This window comes from Pseudomonas sp. Van50, assembly GCF_055390755.1.
Genome location: NZ_AP024343.1, coordinates 5,331,308 through 5,352,230 on the forward strand (window position 1 = coordinate 5,331,308; position 20,923 = coordinate 5,352,230).

Here is a 20,923-nt window from a genome sequence, read left to right on the forward strand (position 1 = left end):
CTTTGTTGATTTTGAAAAGGGAAACACGCTGATGGCCCTGGCAATTTTTGATCTGGACGAAACCCTGATCCACGGCGACTGCGCCACCCTCTGGAGTGAACAGATGGGTCGCCTGGGCTGGGTCGATCCCGAGTCGTTCATGCGGCGCAACAACGAGCTGATGGACGCCTACAGCCACGGCAAGCTGAGCATGGAAGAGTACATGGACTTCAGCCTGGAACCGATGATCGGCCGCACACCGGAGGAAATCGAGCACCTGGTGGCGCCGTGGGTGGAAGACTTCATCGAACCGATCATCTTCAGCGACGCCACCAAGACCATCGCCGAACACCGCAAGGCCGGCGACCGGATCCTGGTGATCTCGGCCTCGGGCACGCATCTGGTCAAGCCGATTGCCGAACGCCTGGGCATCGATGAGATCCTGGCGATCGAGCTTGAAGTGGCCCATGGCGTGTACAGCGGCAAGACCGTGGGCACCCTGACCTACCGCGAAGGCAAGATCGCGCGGTTGCTGGATTGGCTGGATGCCGAGGAGGAGAACCTGGAAGGCGCGAGTTTCTATTCCGACTCGCGCAACGACCTGCCGTTGTTGCTCAAGGTCGATCACCCGCACGTGGTGAACCCGGACCCGGTGTTGAAGGCCCATGCCGAATCGGCCGGGTGGCCAATCCATAGCTGGAAGTGAGCAGCCCGGTGTGGGAGCGGGCTTGCTCGCGATAGCGGTGGATCAGCAGACATTGATTTAGCTGATACACCGCAATCGCGAGCAAGCTCAGCTCCCACGGGCTCAGCTCCCACAGCTTCAGCCCCTAGCCCAGCAGCAGCCACAGGCTCCAGCCGAGCAACAACAATCCGCAGAGACGACTGAGCCAGAGTCCCTGCGGCAGGTTTTTCTCCAACAGAATGAAAGCACCGATCACTGCCACCCAGAGCAGATTCATCACGCCGACCACGAACAGCAGGCCCATCAGGGCCCAGCAGCAGCCCAGGCAGTAAGCGCCATGGGCCAGGCCCATGCGCCAGCCGCCGAGCACGTCGGGGCGCCAGTAGCTGAGAAGAAAATGCAGCGGCCCGCGACAATGCTCAAGGCAGACCGCCTTGCTCGGCAGCCACTGATAGACGCCTGCGACCAGCAGCAGGCCAGCGCCCAGGGCGGTACTGCTGCTGCGCATCCCCGGACTGAGCAGGGCGAGCCGCTCGAGCGCCCATTGCAGCGCCGTGGCGCCCAGGGCGAAGCCGGCCCAGACCAGACCATAGGCGCTGCAAAACAGCAGCAGGGCCAGGTGTCGCTGCGGTGCCGGCATGCGCTTGCGCAGCATCTGCTGGTAGATCAGCAGCATGGGTACGGCACTGGGCAGCATCATGCCGATCATCATCACCACCCACATGACGAACATCAGCAGCGCATCGCTCAGGCTCCAGGGCATGACCATACCGGCCATTGCCGCATCGGCCATGCCACCCGGCGCACTCATGTCGCGGGCCATGCGCAGCAGCATCAGCCAGGCCAGGACGGTCAGCGCGAGCAGGCAGAGCAGGAACAGCAACTGCTCGCCTGTCAGTCGCTTGCTCGGCGTCGCCGCCCGAGGCCCTGCCATTACGGCTCTATGCCATGGCCGGTGAAGTGTACGTGGGCGAGATGGCTATGACTGCCCTGGGACTGTAGCTTGAGGGCTGAATGCGTCTGGTAGCTGCCGCTGGCGACTTCGGCCTCAAGGAACTCGAAGCCGTTGGGCAGGGACAGGCGGACTCGATGAGGTGAGCCGTCGATCGGGCTACGGATCGGCTCGCCGCTGGCCTGCAGCACGCCTGGAATGTCCAGGTGCGCCAAGCGCTGATCGACATCGATGGATAGGGTGATGGGCACGAACAGCGGTTCGAATGCTTCACTCATGGTGCTGCTGAACACCTGGAACACGTTGGCCCCGGGTCGCTCTCCAGGCCAGAGAGGATGGTCAGCAGGGCCTGGCGTTGCGCCTCGTCGGCGCGTTCATCGATGAACACCTGACAACTGCCGTTACCCTCATGAATAGCGCCCGGCCAAGCGAAGGTGGCAGCCCAGCACAAACCTCCCAGCGCCACCTGATTGAAATACCCGTGCTCCACTCGCATCGACGCCACCGCCTGGCAGTGGCCCCGGGTCGGTGGCGCATCGAATTGACAAGGACAGCCCCAATTACAGTTGCAGGCAACGAATTCGACGCCCTGCATGCGCCATTCGGCGATGGCCATGATCAACCTCTTCACCTGGCGGGTGAAATGAAAGCTGCGGTTACCCCCATCCCCCCTTAATTAACGCTAGCAGGGGGCGCGCATCGGGTACGGGCTGCCGACCAAAGGTCCGCTTGCCCGTGGTCGCCGGTCAACGGTGCAAGCCACTGTCAATTGGGATGAAGGTGCCCGTCATATCGGTGCAAGCATGCAAATGCTCCTGCAAATAAAGACACCTGTGGGAGCGAGCTTGCTCGCGATGACGGTCGCACACTCAACAACTTTGTTGACTGTCACACCGCTAACGCGAGCAAGCTCGCTCCCACAAGTCTGCGCAAAGTCAGCTCAGGCTCTCGTCGATCAGCAACACCAACTTGCCCGACACCTGGTTGGTCGCCAGCTCCGCGAACGCCGCTTCGGCGTCCTTGATTGCGAAGGTCCGGGCCAACTGCGGGCTCAGGCGCTTGTCGGCAAACAGCGGCCACACCTGTTGCCCCAGCTCACTGATCAAGTCAGCCTTGAACTGATCGTCACGGCTGCGCAGGGTCGAGCCGAGCAGTTGGATACGCTTGCCCAGCACCTGGGCCAGATCGAGCTCGGTCGAGCGCCCCCCCATCAGGCCGATCAACACCCAACGGCCGTCAACTGACAAAAGTTTCACGTTGAGCTTGGCGTAGCTGCCACCCACCGGATCGAGGATCACGTCGAAGGGAGCGAGGTCGTTCAAACCCTCCAGGCCATCGGTGCGTACCACGCCGCCTTGGGCGCCCAAGGCCTCGCAATAAGACAGCCGTTCGGTCGAACCGACACTGACCCAGCACGGGTTGCCGAACGCCTTGCACAACTGGATCGCGGCCGAACCGACGCCGCTGGCCCCGGCATGCAGCAGCACTTTCTCGCCCGGCTTGAGCGCCGCCAGCTGGAACAGATTCAGCCACGCGGTGCTGTAGACCTCAGGCAGCGCGGCCGCTTCAGCCAAGGACAAGCCCTCGGGCACCGGCAGCACGTGACGGCCATCGACCACCACCTCCTCGGCCATCCCACCGCCGGCCAGCAGCGCACAAACGCGGTCACCCACCTGCCAGGACGAGCCCGGCCCGACCTCGCTGATCACCCCGGAACACTCCAGCCCCAACACCTGGCTAGCGCCGGGTGGCGGCGGGTAAAGCCCGGCTTTTTGCAACAAATCGGCCCGATTCAGGCCGGCGGCCGCCACACGGATGCGAACTTGCCCCACATCACACGTCGGGCTCGGCTCATCTGCCCATACCACTTGGCCTTCAACGCCTTGCAATGCTTTCACGGTGCCTCCATAGTGAGTCTCGACTGGGCCCGCTGCTTCAACGCCGGGCTTTCTTGCATTATGCGCCCGGGCCACATGGAACCGGCGACTTCAAAGACGGCCTAATATGCGTTATCAATTGTCCCTGCGTCGAATCAGCATGAAGCACCTGTTCCCCAGCACCGCCCTCGCGCTCGTCATTGGCCTCGGCCTGTTACCGTTGTCGAACGATACGTTCGCAGCCAACAGCTGGGACAAGCTTCAGCCCGATCGCGACGAAGTGATTGCCAGCCTTAATGTCGTCGAATTGCTCAAGCGCCATCACTACAGCAAGCCGCCGCTCGATGACGCGCGCTCGGTCATCATCTATGACAGCTATTTGAAGCTGCTCGATCCGTCCCGCAGTTATTTCCTGGCCAGCGACATCGCCGAATTCGACAAGTGGAAAACCCAGTTCGACGATTTCCTCAAGAGCGGCGACCTGAACGCCGGGTTCACCATCTACAAGCGCTACCTGGACCGCGTGAAGGCGCGTCTGGACTACGCCCTTGCCGAGCTGAACAAGGGCGTCGACAAAATCGATTTCAATACCAAGGAAACCTTGCAGGTCGACCGCAAGGACGCCCCTTGGCTCAAAAGCACAGCCGAACTCGATGACCTGTGGCGCAAGCGCGTCAAGGACGAAGTGCTGCGCATGAAGATCGCCGGCAAGGATCCCAAGCAGATCCAGGAAACCCTGACCAAGCGCTACAAGAACCAATTGGCGCGCCTGGACCAGACCCGCGCCGAGGACATTTTCCAGGCGTACATCAACACCTTTGCCATGTCCTACGACCCGCACACCAACTATCTGTCGCCGGATAACGCGGAAAACTTCGACATCAACATGAGCCTGTCCCTGGAAGGCATCGGTGCCGTGCTGCAAAGCGACAACGACCAGGTGAAGATCGTGCGCCTGGTTCCGGCGGGTCCCGCTGACAAAACCAAACAGGTCAGCCCGGCGGACAAGATCATCGGTGTCGCCCAAGGCAACAAGGAAATGGTCGACGTGGTCGGCTGGCGCCTCGACGAAGTGGTCAAGCTGATCCGCGGCCCGAAAGGCTCGGTGGTGCGCCTGGAAGTCATCCCGGCCAGCAACGCGCCGAACGACCAGACCAGCAAAATCGTGGCCATCACCCGTGAAGCGGTGAAACTGGAAGAACAGGCGGCGAAGAAATCGGTCCTCAACCTCAAGCAGGACGGCAAGGACTACAAGCTCGGCATCATTGAGATCCCGGCTTTCTACCTGGACTTCAAGGCCTTCCGCGCCGGGGATCCGGACTACAAGAGCACCACTCGTGACGTCAAGAAGCTGCTGACCGAGCTGCAGAAGGAAAAGGTCGACGGCGTAGTCATCGACTTGCGCAACAACGGCGGCGGCTCCCTGCAGGAAGCCACCGAGCTGACCAGCCTGTTCATCGACAAGGGCCCGACCGTGCTCGTGCGTAACGCCGATGGCCGAGTGGATGTGCTGGAAGACGAAAACCCGGGCGCGTTCTACAAGGGGCCGATGGCCTTGCTGGTCAACCGCTTGTCGGCGTCGGCCTCGGAGATTTTCGCCGGTGCCATGCAGGACTATCACCGGGCACTGATCATCGGCGGCCAGACCTTCGGCAAAGGCACCGTGCAGACCATCCAGCCGCTCAACCATGGCGAGCTGAAGCTGACCCTGGCGAAGTTCTACCGGGTGTCCGGCCAGAGCACCCAGCATCAGGGCGTACTGCCTGACATCGATTACCCGTCGATCATCGACACCAAGGAAATCGGTGAAAGCGCCCTGCCCGAAGCCATGCCGTGGGACACCATCCGGCCGGCGATCAAACCGGCCGTTGACCCCTTCAAGCCGTTCCTGGCCCAACTCAAGTCCGACCACGACGCGCGCTCGGCCCAGGATGCGGAGTTCGTGTTCATCCGCGACAAGCTGGCCCTGGCGCAGAAGTTGATGATGGAGAAAACCGTCACCCTCAACGAAACCGACCGTCGTGCGCAGCATGCCGACATCGAGGCCAAGCAACTGGCCATGGAAAACCTGCGTCGCAAGGCCAAGGGCGAAGAACCCCTCAAAGAGCTGAAGAAAGAAGACGAAGACCTGATCACCGAGCCGGAGAAAACCAAGCCGGAAGACGATGCCTACCTGAGCGAGACCGGGCGGATCCTGCTGGATTACCTGAAACTCAATACGGCGATCGCCAAGCACTAAGGTGATGGCCATTTAATGGTGATGCTCGTCGGAGTGTCATCAAACTGACATCAGTCTGTCGTGAAATACAGGACTGGGTGCCCCGCACCCGGTCCTTTTTTTATCGCCAGAGATTGCCATGACCACGACAGAACAGCTGAGTGCCTTGAGTTCGATCCTGGCTCAAAGCGGTTTGCACAGTCTGTTCCAACCGATCATCTGTCTTTCCGAAAGGCGCATCGTGGGCTATGAAGCCTTGACCCGCGGCCCTTCCAACAGCCCGCTGCACTCGCCCATCGCGCTGCTCTCCGTGGCGCGCCAGGCCGGACGCCTCAGCGAGCTGGAGCTGGCCTGCCGCCGCAGCGCCTGCCAACGCTTCAACGAGCAAAAACTGCCGGGCAAGCTATTTCTCAACGTCTCGCCCGAGTCCCTGCTGGAATCCGCGCACCAGACGGGGCGCACACTGCAATTGCTGCAAGACTTCGGCATCGCACCCAGCCAGGTGGTGATCGAACTGACCGAACAGACCCCTATCGATGACTTCCAGCTCCTGCAAACCGCCCTGCATCACTACCGGGCCATGGGTTTCTCGATTGCCCTGGACGACCTCGGCGCCGGTTATTCGAGCCTGCGGCTGTGGTCCGAATTGCGACCCGACTATGTGAAGATCGACCGGCATTTCATCGACGGCATCCATCAGGACGCCCTCAAGCGCGAGTTCGTGGGCTCGATCCTGAAAATCGCCCGGGCTTCCCGCGCCCAGGTGATTGCCGAGGGAATCGAACTGCCGGAAGAACTGGCGGTGCTGATCGAAATGGGTGTCGACCTGGTCCAGGGTTATCTGCTGGCCCGCCCCCAGGAACAACCGTCACGCGATGCCAGGGCGCTGATGCCCAGGCAGGACAGCGGCGTGGCGGCGCTGAGCGATGAGATCAACGACCTCAGTGCGCTGCTCAACGAACAACCGGCGATGGCCCACGACACACCGACCGCCACCGTGCTGGAAGCGTTTCGGCGCCAGGCCAACCTCAACTCCCTGGCGGTACTGGACAATCAGAACCAGCCCTGCGGCATCGTCCATCGCCATTCACTCTCCGATGCCTTGCTCAAACCCTTCGCCACCGACCTGTTCGCCCGCAAGCCTATCAGCCGGCTGATGAGCGATGACTTTCTCGCGGTGGAGTTGAACCAATCGCTGCAACAAGTCAGTCGCCTGATCACCAGCCGCGCCCGACAACGCATCGAAGAAGACTTCATCATCACCCTCAACGGCAGCTACCTGGGCCTGGGTCGGGTAATCGATGTGCTCAAGCTCATCACCGAGCTGAAAATCCAACAGGCCCGCTACGCCAACCCATTGACCCTGCTGCCGGGCAACGTCCCGATCCAGCAATGCCTCACGCGCCTGCTGCAACAACGGCAGGAATCGGTGATCTGTTACGTGGACATCGACAGTTTCAAACCCTTCAACGACATCTACGGCTACGGCCGCGGCGACGAAGTCCTGCTGTGCCTGGCCCAATGCCTGAACGAACGCATCGACCCCAGCCGCGACTTCGTCGGCCACATCGGCGGCGACGACTTCCTGCTGGTCCTCGGCCCGGAAGACTGGCGCAAACGCCTGGACCAATTGCTGAGCGACTTCCAGACCCATTGCCGGCGCTTCTACCGGCCTGAACATCTGGAGGCGGGGTGCTTTACCGCACTGAATCGACAGGGGGTTCGCCAGGATTTTGCGCTGTTGTCGCTGTCGATTGGGGTGGTGCATCTGCGCGCCGAGGCCTGCGAGAAACTGGATGCCAGCCAACTGGCGGAACTGGCTTCCCAGGCCAAGCACCATGCCAAGGAGATTTTGGGGGGAGTGTGTATTTAGTAGATGGTTTGGCTGAGCGGGAGGCTGTGGTGGAGTTGGGGTTGTCGGTGTAAGCGGACTCTCCATTCACCACGGCCCGAACGCCCTGGCGCAACCCCTGTGGCAAGGGAGCTTGCTCCCGCTGGGCTGCGTAGCAGCCCCCTTCTGAACAACGCCGCGGTGTGTCTGGTTGATCGAGCAGGCTGTTTTGGGGCCGCTTCGCAGCCCAGCGGGAGCAAGCTCCCTCGCCACAAAAGCGGTTTGGTGGTAAATGGCCTACCAAGTAGATTGATCTTCAAGGGCTGCTTTTCTGAGATCTTCCTTCCAAGTTTCTTTTGCCAAGACATAAACATCCTGAAGAAACTCTTTAGGATTTTTTAAGTTATACCATTCCCCACGAGGCCAGCTACCCGCACAATCTTCGTCTATCTCAAACAAACCTTTAAAGTCAAAGTTCGGATCATTAAGCTTGTCACCCAAAAATTCAACCAATACATATCTATGTCTATAGGATAGGCAATCTAAATCCAAACCATATTTAACAATCAACTCTGATCTGTCACGCTTATTCTCAGGATCGTAGACCTCTAGTATTGCCCCGAGTGTTTCTTCACGATCATACACATCAAACTGACCCACAAACCACATCAAGTCAGGTACAAACTCCTCATTTAGAAAAGGGTGCATCAGCATCATTTTTTCTCCATAGGAAATCCGGTGTAAGGTACTCCACCCTTACCAAACTTCACTTCAAACCAATTTAAATCTTCGTTCAACTTAGGATTTTGTTTATCCTTTTTATTTGGTTTATAGCCACGCCCTGCTCCCGGTAACTCCTGCCTGACAACTCTATCTTTTTTGTGATCTACACCAGTAAACGGATCCAGTCCAAGCTTTTCTCTTGTCATAGCTTTATTTAGCGCATTCAAATGAATCCGCCAGTTGCTAAATTGGGAGCTTAGACTTCCATTAGCTCCCTTGGGAATTTCACCCGTGTGCGGATTCGCACCGTTAATGGCACGCTGTTTGAGCGCTACATCTGATATTTCCGAACTGTGTTTTTCAACAGTGTGCATATGGTATTTTTCTTCCATAGTAACAACCCGTCTCTTAGCATTCGCCTCCCCCAACTCATCAATCCGCGCCCGCCGCTGCTCCGCCGTCATCGGCAACCGCGGCTCACCCTCATCTACCTGGACCTTACCCGCCGGATCCTGATCCCCAACCGCCGGCCGACACCCCCCTTCCCCGGACAATCCACCAACCCCAACGGATCCACCCACCCCGTCGGGTTCACCGTGTAGCGATACCCATTGAGCCCACCCGCCAACTTGCTCGGATCAGGCGTCAAATAGCGGCCGGTTTCGGGATTGTAGTAGCGGTGCCGGTTGTAGTGCAGGCCGCTTTCCGGGTCGAAGTATTGGCCCTGGAAGCGCAGCGGTTGTTCCAGTTGTTCGGCGCTGCCGTGGGTGAGTTCGGTGAGTTTGCCGTAGCCGTTGTAGCGCGCCGACCAGACGATCTGGCCGGTGGGGTTGGTCAGTTCCTGGGGCGTGCCCAGGTGGTCGAGGTGGTAGTAGAACGGGCGGGCGTCGGGGCCTTCGCCGTCGAGCAGGGCCAGGGGGCGGAAGGTGCCTGGTTCGTAGACGTAGCTGCGGTGGTGGTGCGGGCTGTTTTCGGCGACGAGCTGGTCGCCCTGCCAGAAAAATTCCGTGGTCAGGCCGTCCACGGTCTTGCTGATGCGTCGGCCGAAGGCGTCGTAGCGGTAGGACGTTTCGCGGCCGTCGGCCGTGGTGACGCCGATCAGGCGGTGTTGGCTGTCGTAGCGGTAGGCGCTGACCAGGGCCTGGCCGCGGCGTTCGCGGATCAGGTTGCCGAAGGCGTCGTAGTCGTAGTGGTGGTCGCCCTCCCTCAGCAGGCGGTTGCCCTTGAGGGTGGTCGGCCCGGGGCGGTCCTGCATCAGCAGGTTGCCGGCCGGGTCGTGGCTGAAATGTTCCGGCGGTTCGCTGTGGGAAAAGTCGATGCGGGTCAGGCGATCCAGCGGGTCGTACTGGTAGCGGCGGCGGTTTCGCTGGTCGGAAAGGCTCTGGAGGTTGCCCCGGGGGCTGTAGGCATAGTCGCGCCAGAACAGTTGTTGCTGGGGGTTCTGCCACACGGTCTGGGCCTTGAGGCGGCCCTGTTCGTCGTACGTGTAATCACTGAGCAGCTGGCCCTGCCGGCGTTGCCGTTCGCGGCCGCCGTCAACGCGGTGTTCGGTCAGGCGCGCGCCGTTGAGGTCGATGGCGGTCAGCGCGCCACCGGGGGCGTGGTGGTAGTCGAGCTGGCTGTCGTCCGGCAGGCGCAGGTGGTTGAGGCGCCCGCAGGCATCGTAGCGATAACGCAGGGTGCCCCAGCCCTGGTGTTCCGTGACCAGCCGATCCTGGGCATCGTATTCGAAGGCCAGCGGGTGATCGCTGCCGTCGTCGACCTGGACCAGCCGGCCCAGTTCGTCGTAGCGGTATTCGATGGCCTGGCCGTCGGGCAAGGTCTTGATCCGCAATCGCCCGGCCGCGTCACGCTGGTAGCGGGTGAGCCGTTGCGAACCGTCCTCGCCGTGCTCGGTTTTCTCCAGCAGGTGGCCGTTGAGGTCGTAGGCGTAGGCGGTGCGTTGGCCGTCGAAGCCGACTTGCTGTCGGATCAAGCCGTTGGCCGTGTAGTCCAGCTGATAGCGTTCGCCGGATTCGTTTTCGATCTCGGTCAGCAACAGCCGCGCCGAGTCGTAGCGGTACTTCAGCTCGCTGCCGTCAGGGTTCAGGCGGCGGCTGACCAGGTGCAGGTCGTCGGCGTATTCGTAGCGGGTGGTTCGGCCCTGCTCGTCGCGCTCGGCGATGACCTTGCCGTAGGCGTTGTAGCTCCAGGCCCGGGTCGCACCGGTGGGCAGGGTGACTTGCAGCAGGCGGCCGACGGCGTCCCATTGGTAGTGCGTGAGGGCGCCGTGTTCGTCCCGGCGGCTGAGTAAACGCCCCAGGGCGTCGTAGGCAAAACACCGCCGACCGCCGTGGGGCAGGACTTCTTCGGTCAGTTGGCCCAGGCGACTCCAGGTGAAACGATGTTCGCCACCGTCCGGGTCATACCTGGCCAGCAGTTGCCCATGGGCGTCGTAGGCATATTCCGTACGCTGGCCGTCGGGATCGATGCTCGCGATCACATCGCCCCGGGCATTGCGGCGGTAGGTCCACACGGCCTTGCCGCGGGACCGGGCGTGCAGGAAGCCGTTGCGGTACTCGTAGGAAGTCGGCGCTTCGTCCGGCGGAATCAGCGCCACCAGCCGTCCGACGTCGTCGTAGCGGTATTCGCTGACCGCCCCCAGCGGGTCCTGTTCGGCGATCAAGCGGCCCTGTTCGTCGTAGGCCTTGAGGTGCTCGCCGCCGTCGGGCTCGACCTTGCGCACCAACCGCGCCCGGTCGTCGTGGACATACACTTCCTGGCTGCCATCCAGGTGCCGGACCGTGACACGGCCGTCCTCGCTCCAGGTGTAGCGGCTGTCCATCTGCGCGAAGGAGGCCCAATGCCGTACGCAGCGGGACGCCGGCCCGACGCCTTGCCACTCCCAGTAGAAACTCGCGCCGCCGGCCAGTTGCCGCTGGAGGATGACGTGCTGGTCGTCGTAGTCGTAGCGTTCGCTTTCACCGGCGGCATTGGTCGCTTCGATCAGTCGGAAACGTCCGTCGTAGCGGTAGGACACCAGCGTCTGCTCGGTCCGCCAGGCTTCGTCGAGGGTGAGGGCCGGGTGGAAGCTCTGGTAGTCGACGGCGACCAAGTGGCGCTGTTCGTAACGCAGGCGCAGGGAGCGCCCGGCGCCGTTGTCCAGGCGGCTGATGTCGCCGTGGATGTTGCGCTGGACGGTCAGGCGGTTGTCGTAGCGGTCACTGAGGGCGATCAGGTGGCCGTCGCGAAAGTGCAGGAACGGGGCGTTTTCCCCGGGCTGGGCGATGATCAGTTCGTCCGGCGCGGCCCCCAGGTAGATCGCCGCCCGGGCCAGGCTGTTGTGGATCGCCGGGCGTTGGGCGGTGGGCAATGGAAAGATCGTGCGGCGATTTTCCTGGTCGACCCAGGTGATCTGCTCGCCCTTGAGCTCCAGGCGATGGGCCAGGGCATGGCTCCAGCCGCGCCCGAGGCCGACGTCCAGGGCGGCGGCGCTGGTGCGGTACAGCCGGGTGAAGACGAACGGCAAGCGGCCGTCGAGGGTGCCATCGTCCAGGGTCAGCAGTTCTTCGCCGGTGACCATCGACACCGGACAGCCGCTGGTCTGGGTCTGGGCCACGGTGTCGGCGCTGTCGCCGTTGGGGTTTTTCGATTGGGCCGGGGCGGCGTCGTGGGGTTCGTGTTTTTTCAGCGTGGTGTTGCGCTGCGCATCCCAGCGCAGTTGCAGCCGGCCTTTTTTTATTCCCGCCGCGACGCCGCGCGCCGCCACGGTTTTGTAGCGGTCCACGTAGGCCATGAAGCCGTTGACCACCGCGAAGATCGCCTTGACGAAACGCTGCATGGCGTTCAGCAGGGTTGCGCCGTGCCTGGCCAACCGCATCGACAGGTAGGCGATCCCGGCCCCCGCACCGGCAAAGGTCAAGACCACGCCGATCAGCAAGTCGATCACGCACTGCACCACCACGGTCGAGAGTGCTTCGGCCGTGTCGCCGGCGACTTCGCTGGGCGGCAGCATCTCCAGCCAGAGGCTGGCGGTACGCACCAACAGGCACAGCGCCGCTTCGTCGCTGGCCAGCAGTTGCAGCTTCGCCATCAGCAGCGGCGTGTCTCGTGCCAGTTTCTTCAACTGATCGGCGCTGTCACCCAATCGATCAACAAACTGACCAGGATCCTTGAGAATGTCCGACAACAGGCTGATGCTGTCCCACACACCCTCGATCGCCGCCCAACTGCCGGCGAGCAACCCGTTCCCCACCGCAGCCGCCGATGTCGCCAAGGACTGCCGGGCCCATCGCGGCTTGAAGCCTTGCCACTCACCCCGTAGCCAGTCCGTCAGATCCCGAGTCAAGCCATCGTAGGAAGAAAACAGCGTCTCGATCTGCCCGGGAGACACCTTGTCCTGGACATGAACCCGATAGGACTTGCCCGCCTCCCCCTCGAAAGTCCCGAGCCCCTGGGCGTCCAGGGTCACCGGCGTGACCTTGCCGCTGTTCACCTCCACCACATCCACCACGATGTCGCCCAGCGGGATGTCGTACACCGACTCGAACTTGCTCTCGATCGTCATCACCCCACCCAGGGGGCACTGGACGACCGTGGAGAGGAAATCATCGTCACCGCTGCTGACGACGGTGGTGCTGTCGCCGAAGCGGATCAGCCGCTCCATGCCCATCAGCGAGGGCAAGTCGGCCGCGTGGCTGGCTCGGTCCGCCGCCCGGCTGTACCAGCGCTCAAGTTGGTCGCGGTAGACCGACAGGGTGTCCTTGAAACTGTCGAGTTCCTGCTCGATACGGTTCACCTGCTCCATCAGGGCAAGGCTCGCTCAAGGGCCGGCAGGAAAAAACGGTCGAACATGGGCAGCGTCTCGCAGCACTCAGGGAGCGCGAGACTGTGCCGGGGATGACGGGGGAATTAAGTCAGGGGAACGGGACAAAGGATGTAGGGCGATTCGCTAAATCCGCCCGACTTCGTCACGAATAGCCTGTGGATAACGCTAGCGGTCGCGAGCTTCGAGTGCCTTGAGCTTGATCTCGGCCAACGGATGCCCGGCTTTTGCCGCCAGGGTCCACCAACGTGCCGCTTCGACCGGGTCCGGTGCCTTGCTGGTTGTACCGGCCAGGCTGATCACGCCGACCTGGTAGGCCGCCTTGCCATCACCGGCCAGAGCCGCCAGCCGCAGCAGGCGAACCCCTTCTTCACGGGCGCCCAGCCCTTGGCCGCGAAACGTGAGGATGTGCCCATAGAAACTTTGCGCACCGACGTCGCCCAGGTTCGCCATGCGTGAGAATTGGCCCTCAAGCCAGGCCCAACCACGCGCCTGGCGGACGAACCAGGACCAGTGAAACAACCGGCGCGCCAGCCAATAACCGACCCGCGCCTTGAGTCGCCAGAGCACTCAGGCCTCCGCCGACTCGGGGTATTCGTATTCAAACACCCGGACCACTTCCGAAGCGTGCCAGGAGGCGGCAGCCACCCCATCGGAAGGCCCGGAAAAACGCCCCAGGCGCTCAACGCATTCGAAGAAGCCCGTGCGCGGCAACCGGCTCGCGCCTTGGCTGATCACCAGGGAACTGCGCAGCGGCTGTTCTGCCCGAGCGTCCAGCGCCGCCAGGTGTTCAAGGGCCGCAGTCAAGGTCTGCATGGCGGGGCTGGGCAGTTGCAAGCGCTCCAGCAAGGCGCGGTAAGTCAATAAATGGCGTTGGCGACGCGCCTGGTCCAATTCACCCAACAACCCATCCCAATGCTGCCGACTGATGCGTACGCTCACGATTCTTCCCTCCAACCCGGCACCGTCAACTCCCAGGCCAGACTGCGCCGAATCGCGGCATCGGGCTGTCGCTCGCCGCTCTCGATCAAGGCCAGATAAGACGGGCTGATACCTACCGTGCGGGCCAGCGCCTCGATGGCGATGCCCTTCCCTTCGCGTAAACTGCGTAACTGATCCAGGCCAGGGAGAACCTGGCCGGGTGCCGCCGCGTGACGGACTGTCGCTTCCCGCGGCGGAGCTTGATCGATGCCTGCTGCCTTCAACAACGCTTGGTACTGATCCCACGGCAAAACCGCGTACTCGGGCTCTCCATCACGTGTGATTATTTGAATATCCATGTTTACCCCGTAGGACAACAACACTTAGCGAGTCAGCCTTTTTCCTTGGAAGTGTAATCCTAAATGCTGGCTAAGGTCGCGGGGTGATGAATTCTCTGGGGATCAGGACTTTTTCTGCCCTTGGAGCTGGAGTTGTTCCGGGGTATCGGGAAGCCTTTCGACTTGGGCCAGTTTCTCGGGAGACTGGCGATAACGCCAGGCGCGGAATGCCTCGAGTTCAACGTCGAGGGTTTTCATGACCCAGGCCAGCACTGCGATATCGTCGAACATGCCAAACATCGGCAAGATATCCGGAATCGCGTCCAGGGGACTGAGGAAATACATGAGCCCGGCCACCACCGACAGCATCGACTTGGCGCTGACCGCGCGGTATTCGCCCCGCCAGTAAGCCAGGCACAAGGCCTGCAACAGGCGCAGGTCCTCCTTGAGCTTGCCCAGCCGTCCGCCCTCCCGGGCACCTTTGCTGGCGACGGCAAAGAGCAACGTCGGTAATCGACCGCGGGCCAGCAGGCGGCCTGCCAACGGCAGAAATCGCGCAAAATTCCACGGGGCCTTCATTTTTTCTCCCACTGAAATGTTATCCACACAAATTGTGGATAACCTTGTGAACAGAGCTGCATTTCACCGCTGAAGCCCCCGTTTCATAAGGGCCCGGCTTAGATCGGGCGTTTTTTACTCACATAAAAAAACCCAATATTTCATTGACTTGACCGGCTGACTGCGTCTAGCACAGCGCCTGTATTGCCTATGACTGTAGCCTGCCCCGTGCGTTCGGTTTTTTTACCATTTGCCGTAGCCCAGATGCGACAACGCCCCGCATGAGCGAGGCGTTGTCGTTATAGCAGACGCGATTACTTGGCTGCGTCTTCTTTTGCCGGATCCTTGATCGCCAGCAGTTCCAGGTCGAACACCAGGACCGAGTTGGCCGGGATGGCCGGGCTCGGGCTCTGGGCGCCGTAGGCCAGGTCGCTCGGGATGTACAGCTTGTACTTCTCGCCGACGTGCATCAGTTGCAGGCCTTCGACCCAACCCGGGATCACACCGCTGACCGGCAGGTCAATCGGGCTGCCACGCTCGACGGAGCTGTCGAACACGGTGCCGTTGGTCAGCTTGCCGGTGTAGTGAACGGTCACTACATCGGTCGGCTTAGGCTGTGGGCCATCGGCTTTCTTGACCACTTCGTACTGCAGGCCGGAAGCGGTGGTGGTAACACCGGCTTTCTTGCCGTTTTCCTCGAGGAATTTCTTGCCAGCGGCTGCCGACTCTTCACTCATCTTGGCCATGCGCTCTTCGGCACGCTTTTGCAGCGCGGCAAAGGCTTCGACCAGTTCTTCGTCTTTCAGCTTCTGTTCTTTCTTGCCGACGGCATCTTCAATGCCCTGGGCGACCGCTTTGGAGTCCAGGTCATCCATGCCTTCCTGAGCCAGGCTCTTGCCCATGTTCAGGCCAATACCGTAGGAAGCTTTCTGCGCCGGGGTTTTCAGCTCTACGCTGGTCTGCGAGTCGCAACCCGCGAGTACCAGGCCAACCAGGGCCACCGCCGCCGCCAACCGATGCTGTTTCATGCTATTTCCTTGTTCATGCGCCTAAAGGGCAATCGAATAAAGCCGCGAGCTTATCAGGCGGCCACGACCAATGGCTACCGGCATGTGAGCCGCAAAGTGATGATAAGTTCAGGCCCGCAAACGCTTTTTAATCCTGGGCAAATGAAGCATCTGTCATCCGTTACGTACAGGGACACATTGCCGCTCCCCCACAGGCCAAGGGTAATGGCCACTTGCCCGCCGCGCAGCACTGAGGCATAAGGGTTTATCAAAAAAACAAGGACGTTACCGTGCGCCTTCTCTCTCGCATTCTCTTGCTCCTCCTCGCGCTGCTGATCCTCGTCGTGGCCGTGGTGCTTTATTACGTCGCCAATCCTCGCTTGCCGTTCTATACCCCCGTCGAACAGGTGCACTACCTGGATCAATGGAGTGCCGCCGAGCGCCAGACGTATTACTTCACCCCCAGGGCACCCAGGTCAAAGGCCTGCGCTACGACTGGTTCACCGCCCTCGAATTGCCTTTTTCGCAACAACGCTTCGCTTCGCCGGAGTACCTGGCGCGCTTCGGCTTCCTGATCGATCCGGCGCAGAAAGCCTCGCCTGACAACCCCGGCAACTTGCCGGTAGGGTTCGCCCGGCACCAGAACCCGGGCAGCACCGAGCAGTTCCTGGATATCACCTGCGCGGCGTGTCATACCGGCGAATTACGCTTCAAGGGCCAGGCGATACGGATCGATGGTGGCTCGGCCCAGCACGTGCTGCCTTCTAGTGTTCCTACGCTACGTGGTGGCAGTTTCGGACAGGCATTGGTCGCCAGTCTGGCGTCTACCTACTACAACCCTTGGAAATTCGAACGCTTCGCCCGCCAGGTACTGGGCAAGGACTACGACGCCCGCCACGAAGAGCTGCGCAAGGCGTTCAAGGTTTCCCTGGACACGTTCCTGCGAGTGGCCTGGAACGATACCCATCGCGGCCTCTACCCCACCGAAGAAGGCCCCGGGCGTACCGACGCCTTCGGTCGCATCGCCAATGCCAGCTTCGGCGACGCCATTTCGGCGGAAAACTACCGGGTCGCCAACGCTCCAGTGGATTACCCGCAACTGTGGGAAATATGGACGTTCGACTGGGTGCAATGGAACGGATCGGCCCAGCAGCCGATGGCCCGCAACGTCGGTGAAGCGCTGGGGGTCGGTGCCACGCTGAATTTCTTCGACGCCCAGGGCAAACCGCTGCAGGGCGACGCGCGATACCCTTCCAGCGTGCGCGTGCGCGACTTGAACAAGATCGAAGAAACCCTGCAACTGCTCAAGCCGCCCGTGTGGCCGGAAGCGTTGCTGGGCGCGATCGATAAACCCTTGGCCGCCAAGGGCCGGGCCCTGTTCACCGAAAACTGCGCCGGCTGCCATGTGCCCAAAGTGGTCCAGGGGCCTGACAGGCCGGTGCAGCAATTGCACATGCTGCCTGTGCAGGTGATCGGCACCGACCCGGGCACCGCCAATAACATCGCCGACCACCGCTTCGACCTGACCAGCCTGCAATGGGACCCGGCCGAACTGGCGAAGCTGGACGTGCAACTGCACCCGACCCCGACGGAGCCGCTGGACCTGAGCCAGCTTTCGGTCGCCAAAGGCCTGGCCTACGTCACCGCCTTCGTCGAAAACCGCGCCTACCGCGACGCCGGCGTCACCCCCGTCGAACGCCCGGCCCTGGACGGTTTCGGCCTGCCCATTGGCGTGCGTGAACTGCGCGCCTACAAGGCCCGGCCACTGGCGGGGGTCTGGGCTACGCCACCGTTCCTGCACAACGGTTCGGTGCCGACGATTTATCAGTTGCTGTCGCCCCAGGACGAGCGGGCGACCACGTTCTATAAGGGCAACTTCGAATACGACCCACGCCACCTGGGTTATCGCACCGAAGCGTTCACCAATGGCTTTATCTTCGACACCCGGATTACCGGCAATCACAACAGCGGCCATGAGTTCCGCGCGGGCGAGCGCGGTAACGGCGTCATTGGCCGCTTGCTGCAACCGCAGGAACGCTGGGCCTTGCTGGAGTATTTGAAAGTGCTGGGCGGGCCACTGGAGTCGCAACTGTAATGATGAACCTCACCGGTAAAAGGATGTTGGCATGTTGATCACCCTCTGGCTGCGCCTCGGCGCCTTTTTGGGCAAGACGCTCCTGTGGCTGCTGGGTATCGGGTTGCTCGGCTGGGCCCTGTCCACGGCCTGGTTTGCCTGGCAGCACAAGGGACCGGTCCCGGACAAGGAACAGATCGCACCCGGCGAAGCCGCCATGACCCAGGACATCATCCAGACCGCGATCCGCATCGTCGATCAGCACCGCGAAGGCACACGTTACCTGCGCGACGCCCATGCCAAGGCCCACGGTTGCGTCATGGCCGAGGTCCAGGTGCCGAGCGACCTGCCGGCGCCGTTGCGCCAAGGAGTGTTTGCCGAACCGGGCAAGACTTGGCAGGCCACGATCCGCCTGTCCAACGGCAACGCTTATCCGCAATTCGACAGCCTGCGCGATGCACGGGGGATGGCGATCAAGCTGCTGAACGTACCGGGCAAACAACTGCTTGTTGATCGGCAATCACAGGGCGAGCAGGATTTCGTGATGTTCAATCATCCGAACTTCTTTGTCAGTGATGTCGCCGAGTACCGTCAGAATGTGGCCGCCCAGGCTGACGGGAAGAAGGCGATGGCGTTCTTTCCGAGCCTGGATCCGCGCACCTGGCAGATCCGTCATCTGTTCATCGCCCTGGCAACCCTCTCGCCGGCTCCGGCCAGTCCGACCCAGACCACTTATTTCTCGGTATCGCCTTACAAATTCGGCGAAGCCAATGCCAAGTTTCGCGTCACGCCGGACCCGGATAGCTGCCCAAGCTATACCCTGCCCCCTCAGAACCAGGACCTGCCGAACTTTCTGCGTAGCGCGTTGAATCAGCAGTTATCCACAGACCGCGTGCCAGCGTGTTTCGTCCTGCAGATCCAACGGCAGGATCCGAGCAAGTACATGCCGATCGAAGACACCAGTATTGAATGGCAGGAAAGTGATGCACCGTTCGAGACCGTGGCGCACATCAAGGTGCCGGCCCAGGATTTCGACACGCCCAAGCTGAACCTGGCCTGTGACAACCAGTCGTTCAACCCGTGGTTCGGCATCGAGGCCCACCGCCCCATCGGCGGCATCAATCGCCTGCGCAAAGCGGTGTATGAGGCGGTCAGCGATTACCGCCACAGCCGCAATGCCGAGCAGTAGCAACGGCCAAATGACAGGCAACAAAAAGCCCGCTCATTGAGCGGGCTTTTTTGTGGTGACCTGGCGTTCAGAGGGCCAGGAAACCGAAGATGGCGCAGCGGACGGGACTCGAACCCGCGACCCCCGGCGTGACAGGCCGGTATTCTAACCGACTGAACTACCGCTGCGCGTAACATTGAAAGCTTGGTGGGTGATGACGGGATCGAACCGCCGACATTCTGCTTGTAAGGCAGACGCTCTCCCAGCTGAGCTAATCACCCTTCACTTTCGATGCGGGGCGCATTCTCTCACAGTTTTCCGTAACGTGCTGATCTAATTAGCAAATTTCAGAAAAAAGAAGCAACGCACACCACAGGAACTGCAAACAGCAAAAAGCCCGCGTTAGCGGGCTTTCCGTGGTGACCTGGCGTTCAGTGTTCCAGGTAACCGAATATGGCGCAGCGGACGGGACTCGAACCCGCGACCCCCGGCGTGACAGGCCGGTATTCTAACCGACTGAACTACCGCTGCGCGTAACACGTTGAACGAATGGTGGGTGATGACGGGATCGAACCGCCGACATTCTGCTTGTAAGGCAGACGCTCTCCCAGCTGAGCTAATCACCCTTCGCTTTCGGTGTGGCGCGCATTCTACGGAGCACTCTTTAAGCTGGCAAGCACTTTTTAAATTAATTTTTTCAGGCCTTCCAAAGGCTTAGCGAAGGGTTGGCCTATGGCGCCGCGAAGAGAATAATGCCCCCCTTTGTATAAAGGAGAGACTCACCCCATGTGGTTCAAAAACCTGCTTATCTATCGCCTGACCCAAGATCTGCCTTTTGATGCCGAGGCGTTGGAAACTGCACTGGCCAGCAAACTGGCGCGTCCATGTGCAAGCCAGGAGTTGACCACTTACGGTTTCGTCGCGCCGTTTGGCAAAGGCGAAGACGCGCCATTGGTGCATGTCAGCCAGGACTTCCTGCTGATCGCCGCGCGCAAGGAAGAACGCATCCTGCCGGGTAGCGTCGTGCGTGATGCCCTGAAGGAAAAGGTCGAAGAGATCGAAGCCGAGCAAATGCGCAAGGTCTATAAAAAGGAACGGGACCAGCTCAAGGATGAAATCATCCAGGCGTTCCTGCCCCGTGCCTTCATCCGCCGCTCGTCCACCTTCGCCGCCATCGCGCCGAAACAGGGCCTGATCCTGGTGAACTCGGCCAGCCCGAAACGCGCCGAAGACCTGCTGTCCACCCTGCGCGAAGTCATCGGCTCACTGCCGGTACGCCCGCTGACGGTCAAGATGGCCCCGACCGCCACCATGACCGACTGGGTCAAGACCCAGAAAGCCGCGGACGATTTCTTCGTGCTGGATGAATGCGAACTGCGCGACACCCACGAAGACGGCGGCATCGTGCGCTGCAAGCGCCAGGACCTGACCAGCGACGAAATCCAGCTGCACCTGAACACCGGCAAGGTAGTGACACAATTGTCGCTGGCCTGGCAGGACAAACTGTCCTTCGTGCTCGACGACAAGATGGTGGTCAAACGCCTGAAGTTCGAAGACCTGCTGCAGGACCAGGCGGAGCAGGACGGTGGCGACGAAGCCCTCGGCCAACTGGACGCCAGCTTCACGCTGATGATGTTGACGTTCGGCGAGTTCCTGCCGGCGCTGGTTGAAGCGTTGGGTGGGGAAGAGATTCCGCAGGGGATCTAAACCCGGCGGATAGCTACCTTGTGGGAGCGAGCTTGCTCGCGATAGCGGTATGACAGCCACCGAGATGTTGACTGACACTCC

At 61.2% G+C, this 20,923-nt stretch carries 14 protein-coding genes, 4 tRNA genes and 3 pseudogenes; 6 read left to right on the forward strand and 15 right to left on the reverse strand.

Annotation, left to right across the window (positions count from 1 at the left end; genetic code table 11):
* Positions 1–31 precede the first annotated feature (31 nt).
* Positions 32–685 (forward strand): HAD family hydrolase, encoded by a 654-nt coding sequence (locus ACZ5M5_RS22755; protein WP_060741106.1) that lies wholly within the window; start codon positions 32–34, stop codon positions 683–685.
* A 124-nt stretch (positions 686–809) separates the two neighbouring features.
* Here ACZ5M5_RS22755 and ACZ5M5_RS22760 read toward each other — a convergent pair whose 3' ends face one another.
* The 4 genes from ACZ5M5_RS22760 to ACZ5M5_RS22775 all read right to left on the reverse strand — a co-directional run bounded on the left by ACZ5M5_RS22760 (position 810) and on the right by ACZ5M5_RS22775 (position 3,514).
* Positions 810–1,598, reverse strand: coding sequence for a DUF2182 domain-containing protein (locus ACZ5M5_RS22760; RefSeq protein WP_103310920.1), 789 nt, complete (start codon positions 1,596–1,598; stop codon positions 810–812).
* Positions 1,598–1,894 carry a DUF1326 domain-containing protein gene (locus tag ACZ5M5_RS22765; protein WP_464738018.1) on the reverse strand — a complete coding sequence of 99 codons (297 nt, stop codon included), beginning with the start codon at positions 1,892–1,894 and terminating at the stop codon, positions 1,598–1,600. Before ACZ5M5_RS22765 ends, ACZ5M5_RS22760 begins: the two co-directional genes overlap by 1 nt.
* Complete coding sequence (locus ACZ5M5_RS22770; protein WP_464738019.1) at positions 1,891–2,232, reverse strand: DUF1326 domain-containing protein; 342 nt, start codon at positions 2,230–2,232, stop codon at positions 1,891–1,893. Before ACZ5M5_RS22770 ends, ACZ5M5_RS22765 begins: the two co-directional genes overlap by 4 nt.
* Before the next feature lie 319 nt (positions 2,233–2,551).
* The gene (locus ACZ5M5_RS22775; protein ID WP_060741103.1) at positions 2,552–3,514 is read right to left on the reverse strand and encodes a zinc-binding dehydrogenase; all 963 of its coding nucleotides are present in this window, start codon (positions 3,512–3,514) and stop codon (positions 2,552–2,554) included.
* Between the two features lie 139 nt (positions 3,515–3,653).
* Here ACZ5M5_RS22775 and ACZ5M5_RS22780 point away from each other — a divergent pair, with 139 nt between their 5' ends.
* Both ACZ5M5_RS22780 and ACZ5M5_RS22785 read left to right on the forward strand, forming a co-directional pair.
* Positions 3,654–5,732, forward strand: coding sequence for a carboxy terminal-processing peptidase (locus ACZ5M5_RS22780; RefSeq protein WP_177431744.1), 2,079 nt, complete (start codon positions 3,654–3,656; stop codon positions 5,730–5,732).
* Positions 5,733–5,850: 118 nt separating this feature from the next.
* Positions 5,851–7,637: pseudogene (locus ACZ5M5_RS22785) on the forward strand (bifunctional diguanylate cyclase/phosphodiesterase).
* Positions 7,638–7,839: 202 nt separating this feature from the next.
* On the opposite strand, the gene ACZ5M5_RS22790 reads toward ACZ5M5_RS22785, so the two are convergent.
* The 7 genes and pseudogenes from ACZ5M5_RS22790 to ACZ5M5_RS22820 all read right to left on the reverse strand — a co-directional run bounded on the left by ACZ5M5_RS22790 (position 7,840) and on the right by ACZ5M5_RS22820 (position 15,914).
* Positions 7,840–8,259, reverse strand: a complete 420-nt coding sequence (locus ACZ5M5_RS22790; protein ID WP_464738020.1) for a hypothetical protein — start codon at positions 8,257–8,259, stop codon at positions 7,840–7,842.
* Positions 8,256–13,051, reverse strand: a pseudogene (locus tag ACZ5M5_RS22795) (RHS repeat-associated core domain-containing protein). The gene ACZ5M5_RS22790 and the pseudogene ACZ5M5_RS22795 overlap by 4 nt, the downstream one beginning before the upstream one ends.
* A gap of 186 nt (positions 13,052–13,237) precedes the next feature.
* Positions 13,238–13,639 carry an SEL1-like repeat protein gene (locus ACZ5M5_RS22800; protein ID WP_092330380.1) on the reverse strand — a complete coding sequence of 134 codons (402 nt, stop codon included), beginning with the start codon at positions 13,637–13,639 and terminating at the stop codon, positions 13,238–13,240.
* A complete protein-coding gene (locus ACZ5M5_RS22805; protein WP_003179080.1) occupies positions 13,640–14,011 on the reverse strand; it encodes a hypothetical protein in 372 nt (123 codons plus the stop codon).
* Positions 14,008–14,349, reverse strand: a complete 342-nt coding sequence (locus ACZ5M5_RS22810) for a helix-turn-helix domain-containing protein (protein WP_053124879.1) — start codon at positions 14,347–14,349, stop codon at positions 14,008–14,010. Before ACZ5M5_RS22810 ends, ACZ5M5_RS22805 begins: the two co-directional genes overlap by 4 nt.
* 102 nt (positions 14,350–14,451) lie before the next feature.
* The gene (locus ACZ5M5_RS22815; protein WP_060741098.1) at positions 14,452–14,907 is read right to left on the reverse strand and encodes a YkvA family protein; all 456 of its coding nucleotides are present in this window, start codon (positions 14,905–14,907) and stop codon (positions 14,452–14,454) included.
* Between the two features lie 293 nt (positions 14,908–15,200).
* The gene (locus ACZ5M5_RS22820; RefSeq protein WP_003204577.1) at positions 15,201–15,914 is read right to left on the reverse strand and encodes an FKBP-type peptidyl-prolyl cis-trans isomerase; all 714 of its coding nucleotides are present in this window, start codon (positions 15,912–15,914) and stop codon (positions 15,201–15,203) included.
* A 269-nt stretch (positions 15,915–16,183) separates the two neighbouring features.
* Here ACZ5M5_RS22820 and ACZ5M5_RS22825 point away from each other — a divergent pair.
* Positions 16,184–17,988 (forward strand): annotated as a pseudogene (locus ACZ5M5_RS22825) (di-heme-cytochrome C peroxidase).
* 31 nt (positions 17,989–18,019) lie between these two features.
* The gene (locus ACZ5M5_RS22830) at positions 18,020–19,156 is read left to right on the forward strand and encodes a catalase family protein (protein WP_464738021.1); all 1,137 of its coding nucleotides are present in this window, start codon (positions 18,020–18,022) and stop codon (positions 19,154–19,156) included.
* 90 nt (positions 19,157–19,246) lie between these two features.
* Here ACZ5M5_RS22830 and ACZ5M5_RS22835 read toward each other — a convergent pair.
* The 4 genes from ACZ5M5_RS22835 to ACZ5M5_RS22850 all read right to left on the reverse strand — a co-directional run bounded on the left by ACZ5M5_RS22835 (position 19,247) and on the right by ACZ5M5_RS22850 (position 19,761).
* Positions 19,247–19,323 (reverse strand) — tRNA-Asp (locus ACZ5M5_RS22835).
* Between the two features lie 17 nt (positions 19,324–19,340).
* Positions 19,341–19,416 (reverse strand) — tRNA-Val (locus ACZ5M5_RS22840).
* A 173-nt stretch (positions 19,417–19,589) separates the two neighbouring features.
* Positions 19,590–19,666, reverse strand: a tRNA-Asp gene (locus ACZ5M5_RS22845).
* A gap of 19 nt (positions 19,667–19,685) precedes the next feature.
* Positions 19,686–19,761, reverse strand: a tRNA-Val gene (locus ACZ5M5_RS22850).
* A gap of 160 nt (positions 19,762–19,921) precedes the next feature.
* Between ACZ5M5_RS22850 and rdgC the strand changes: the two genes are divergently transcribed.
* The gene (gene rdgC, locus ACZ5M5_RS22855) at positions 19,922–20,842 is read left to right on the forward strand and encodes a recombination-associated protein RdgC (protein ID WP_014339706.1); all 921 of its coding nucleotides are present in this window, start codon (positions 19,922–19,924) and stop codon (positions 20,840–20,842) included.
* Positions 20,843–20,923 lie beyond the last annotated feature (81 nt).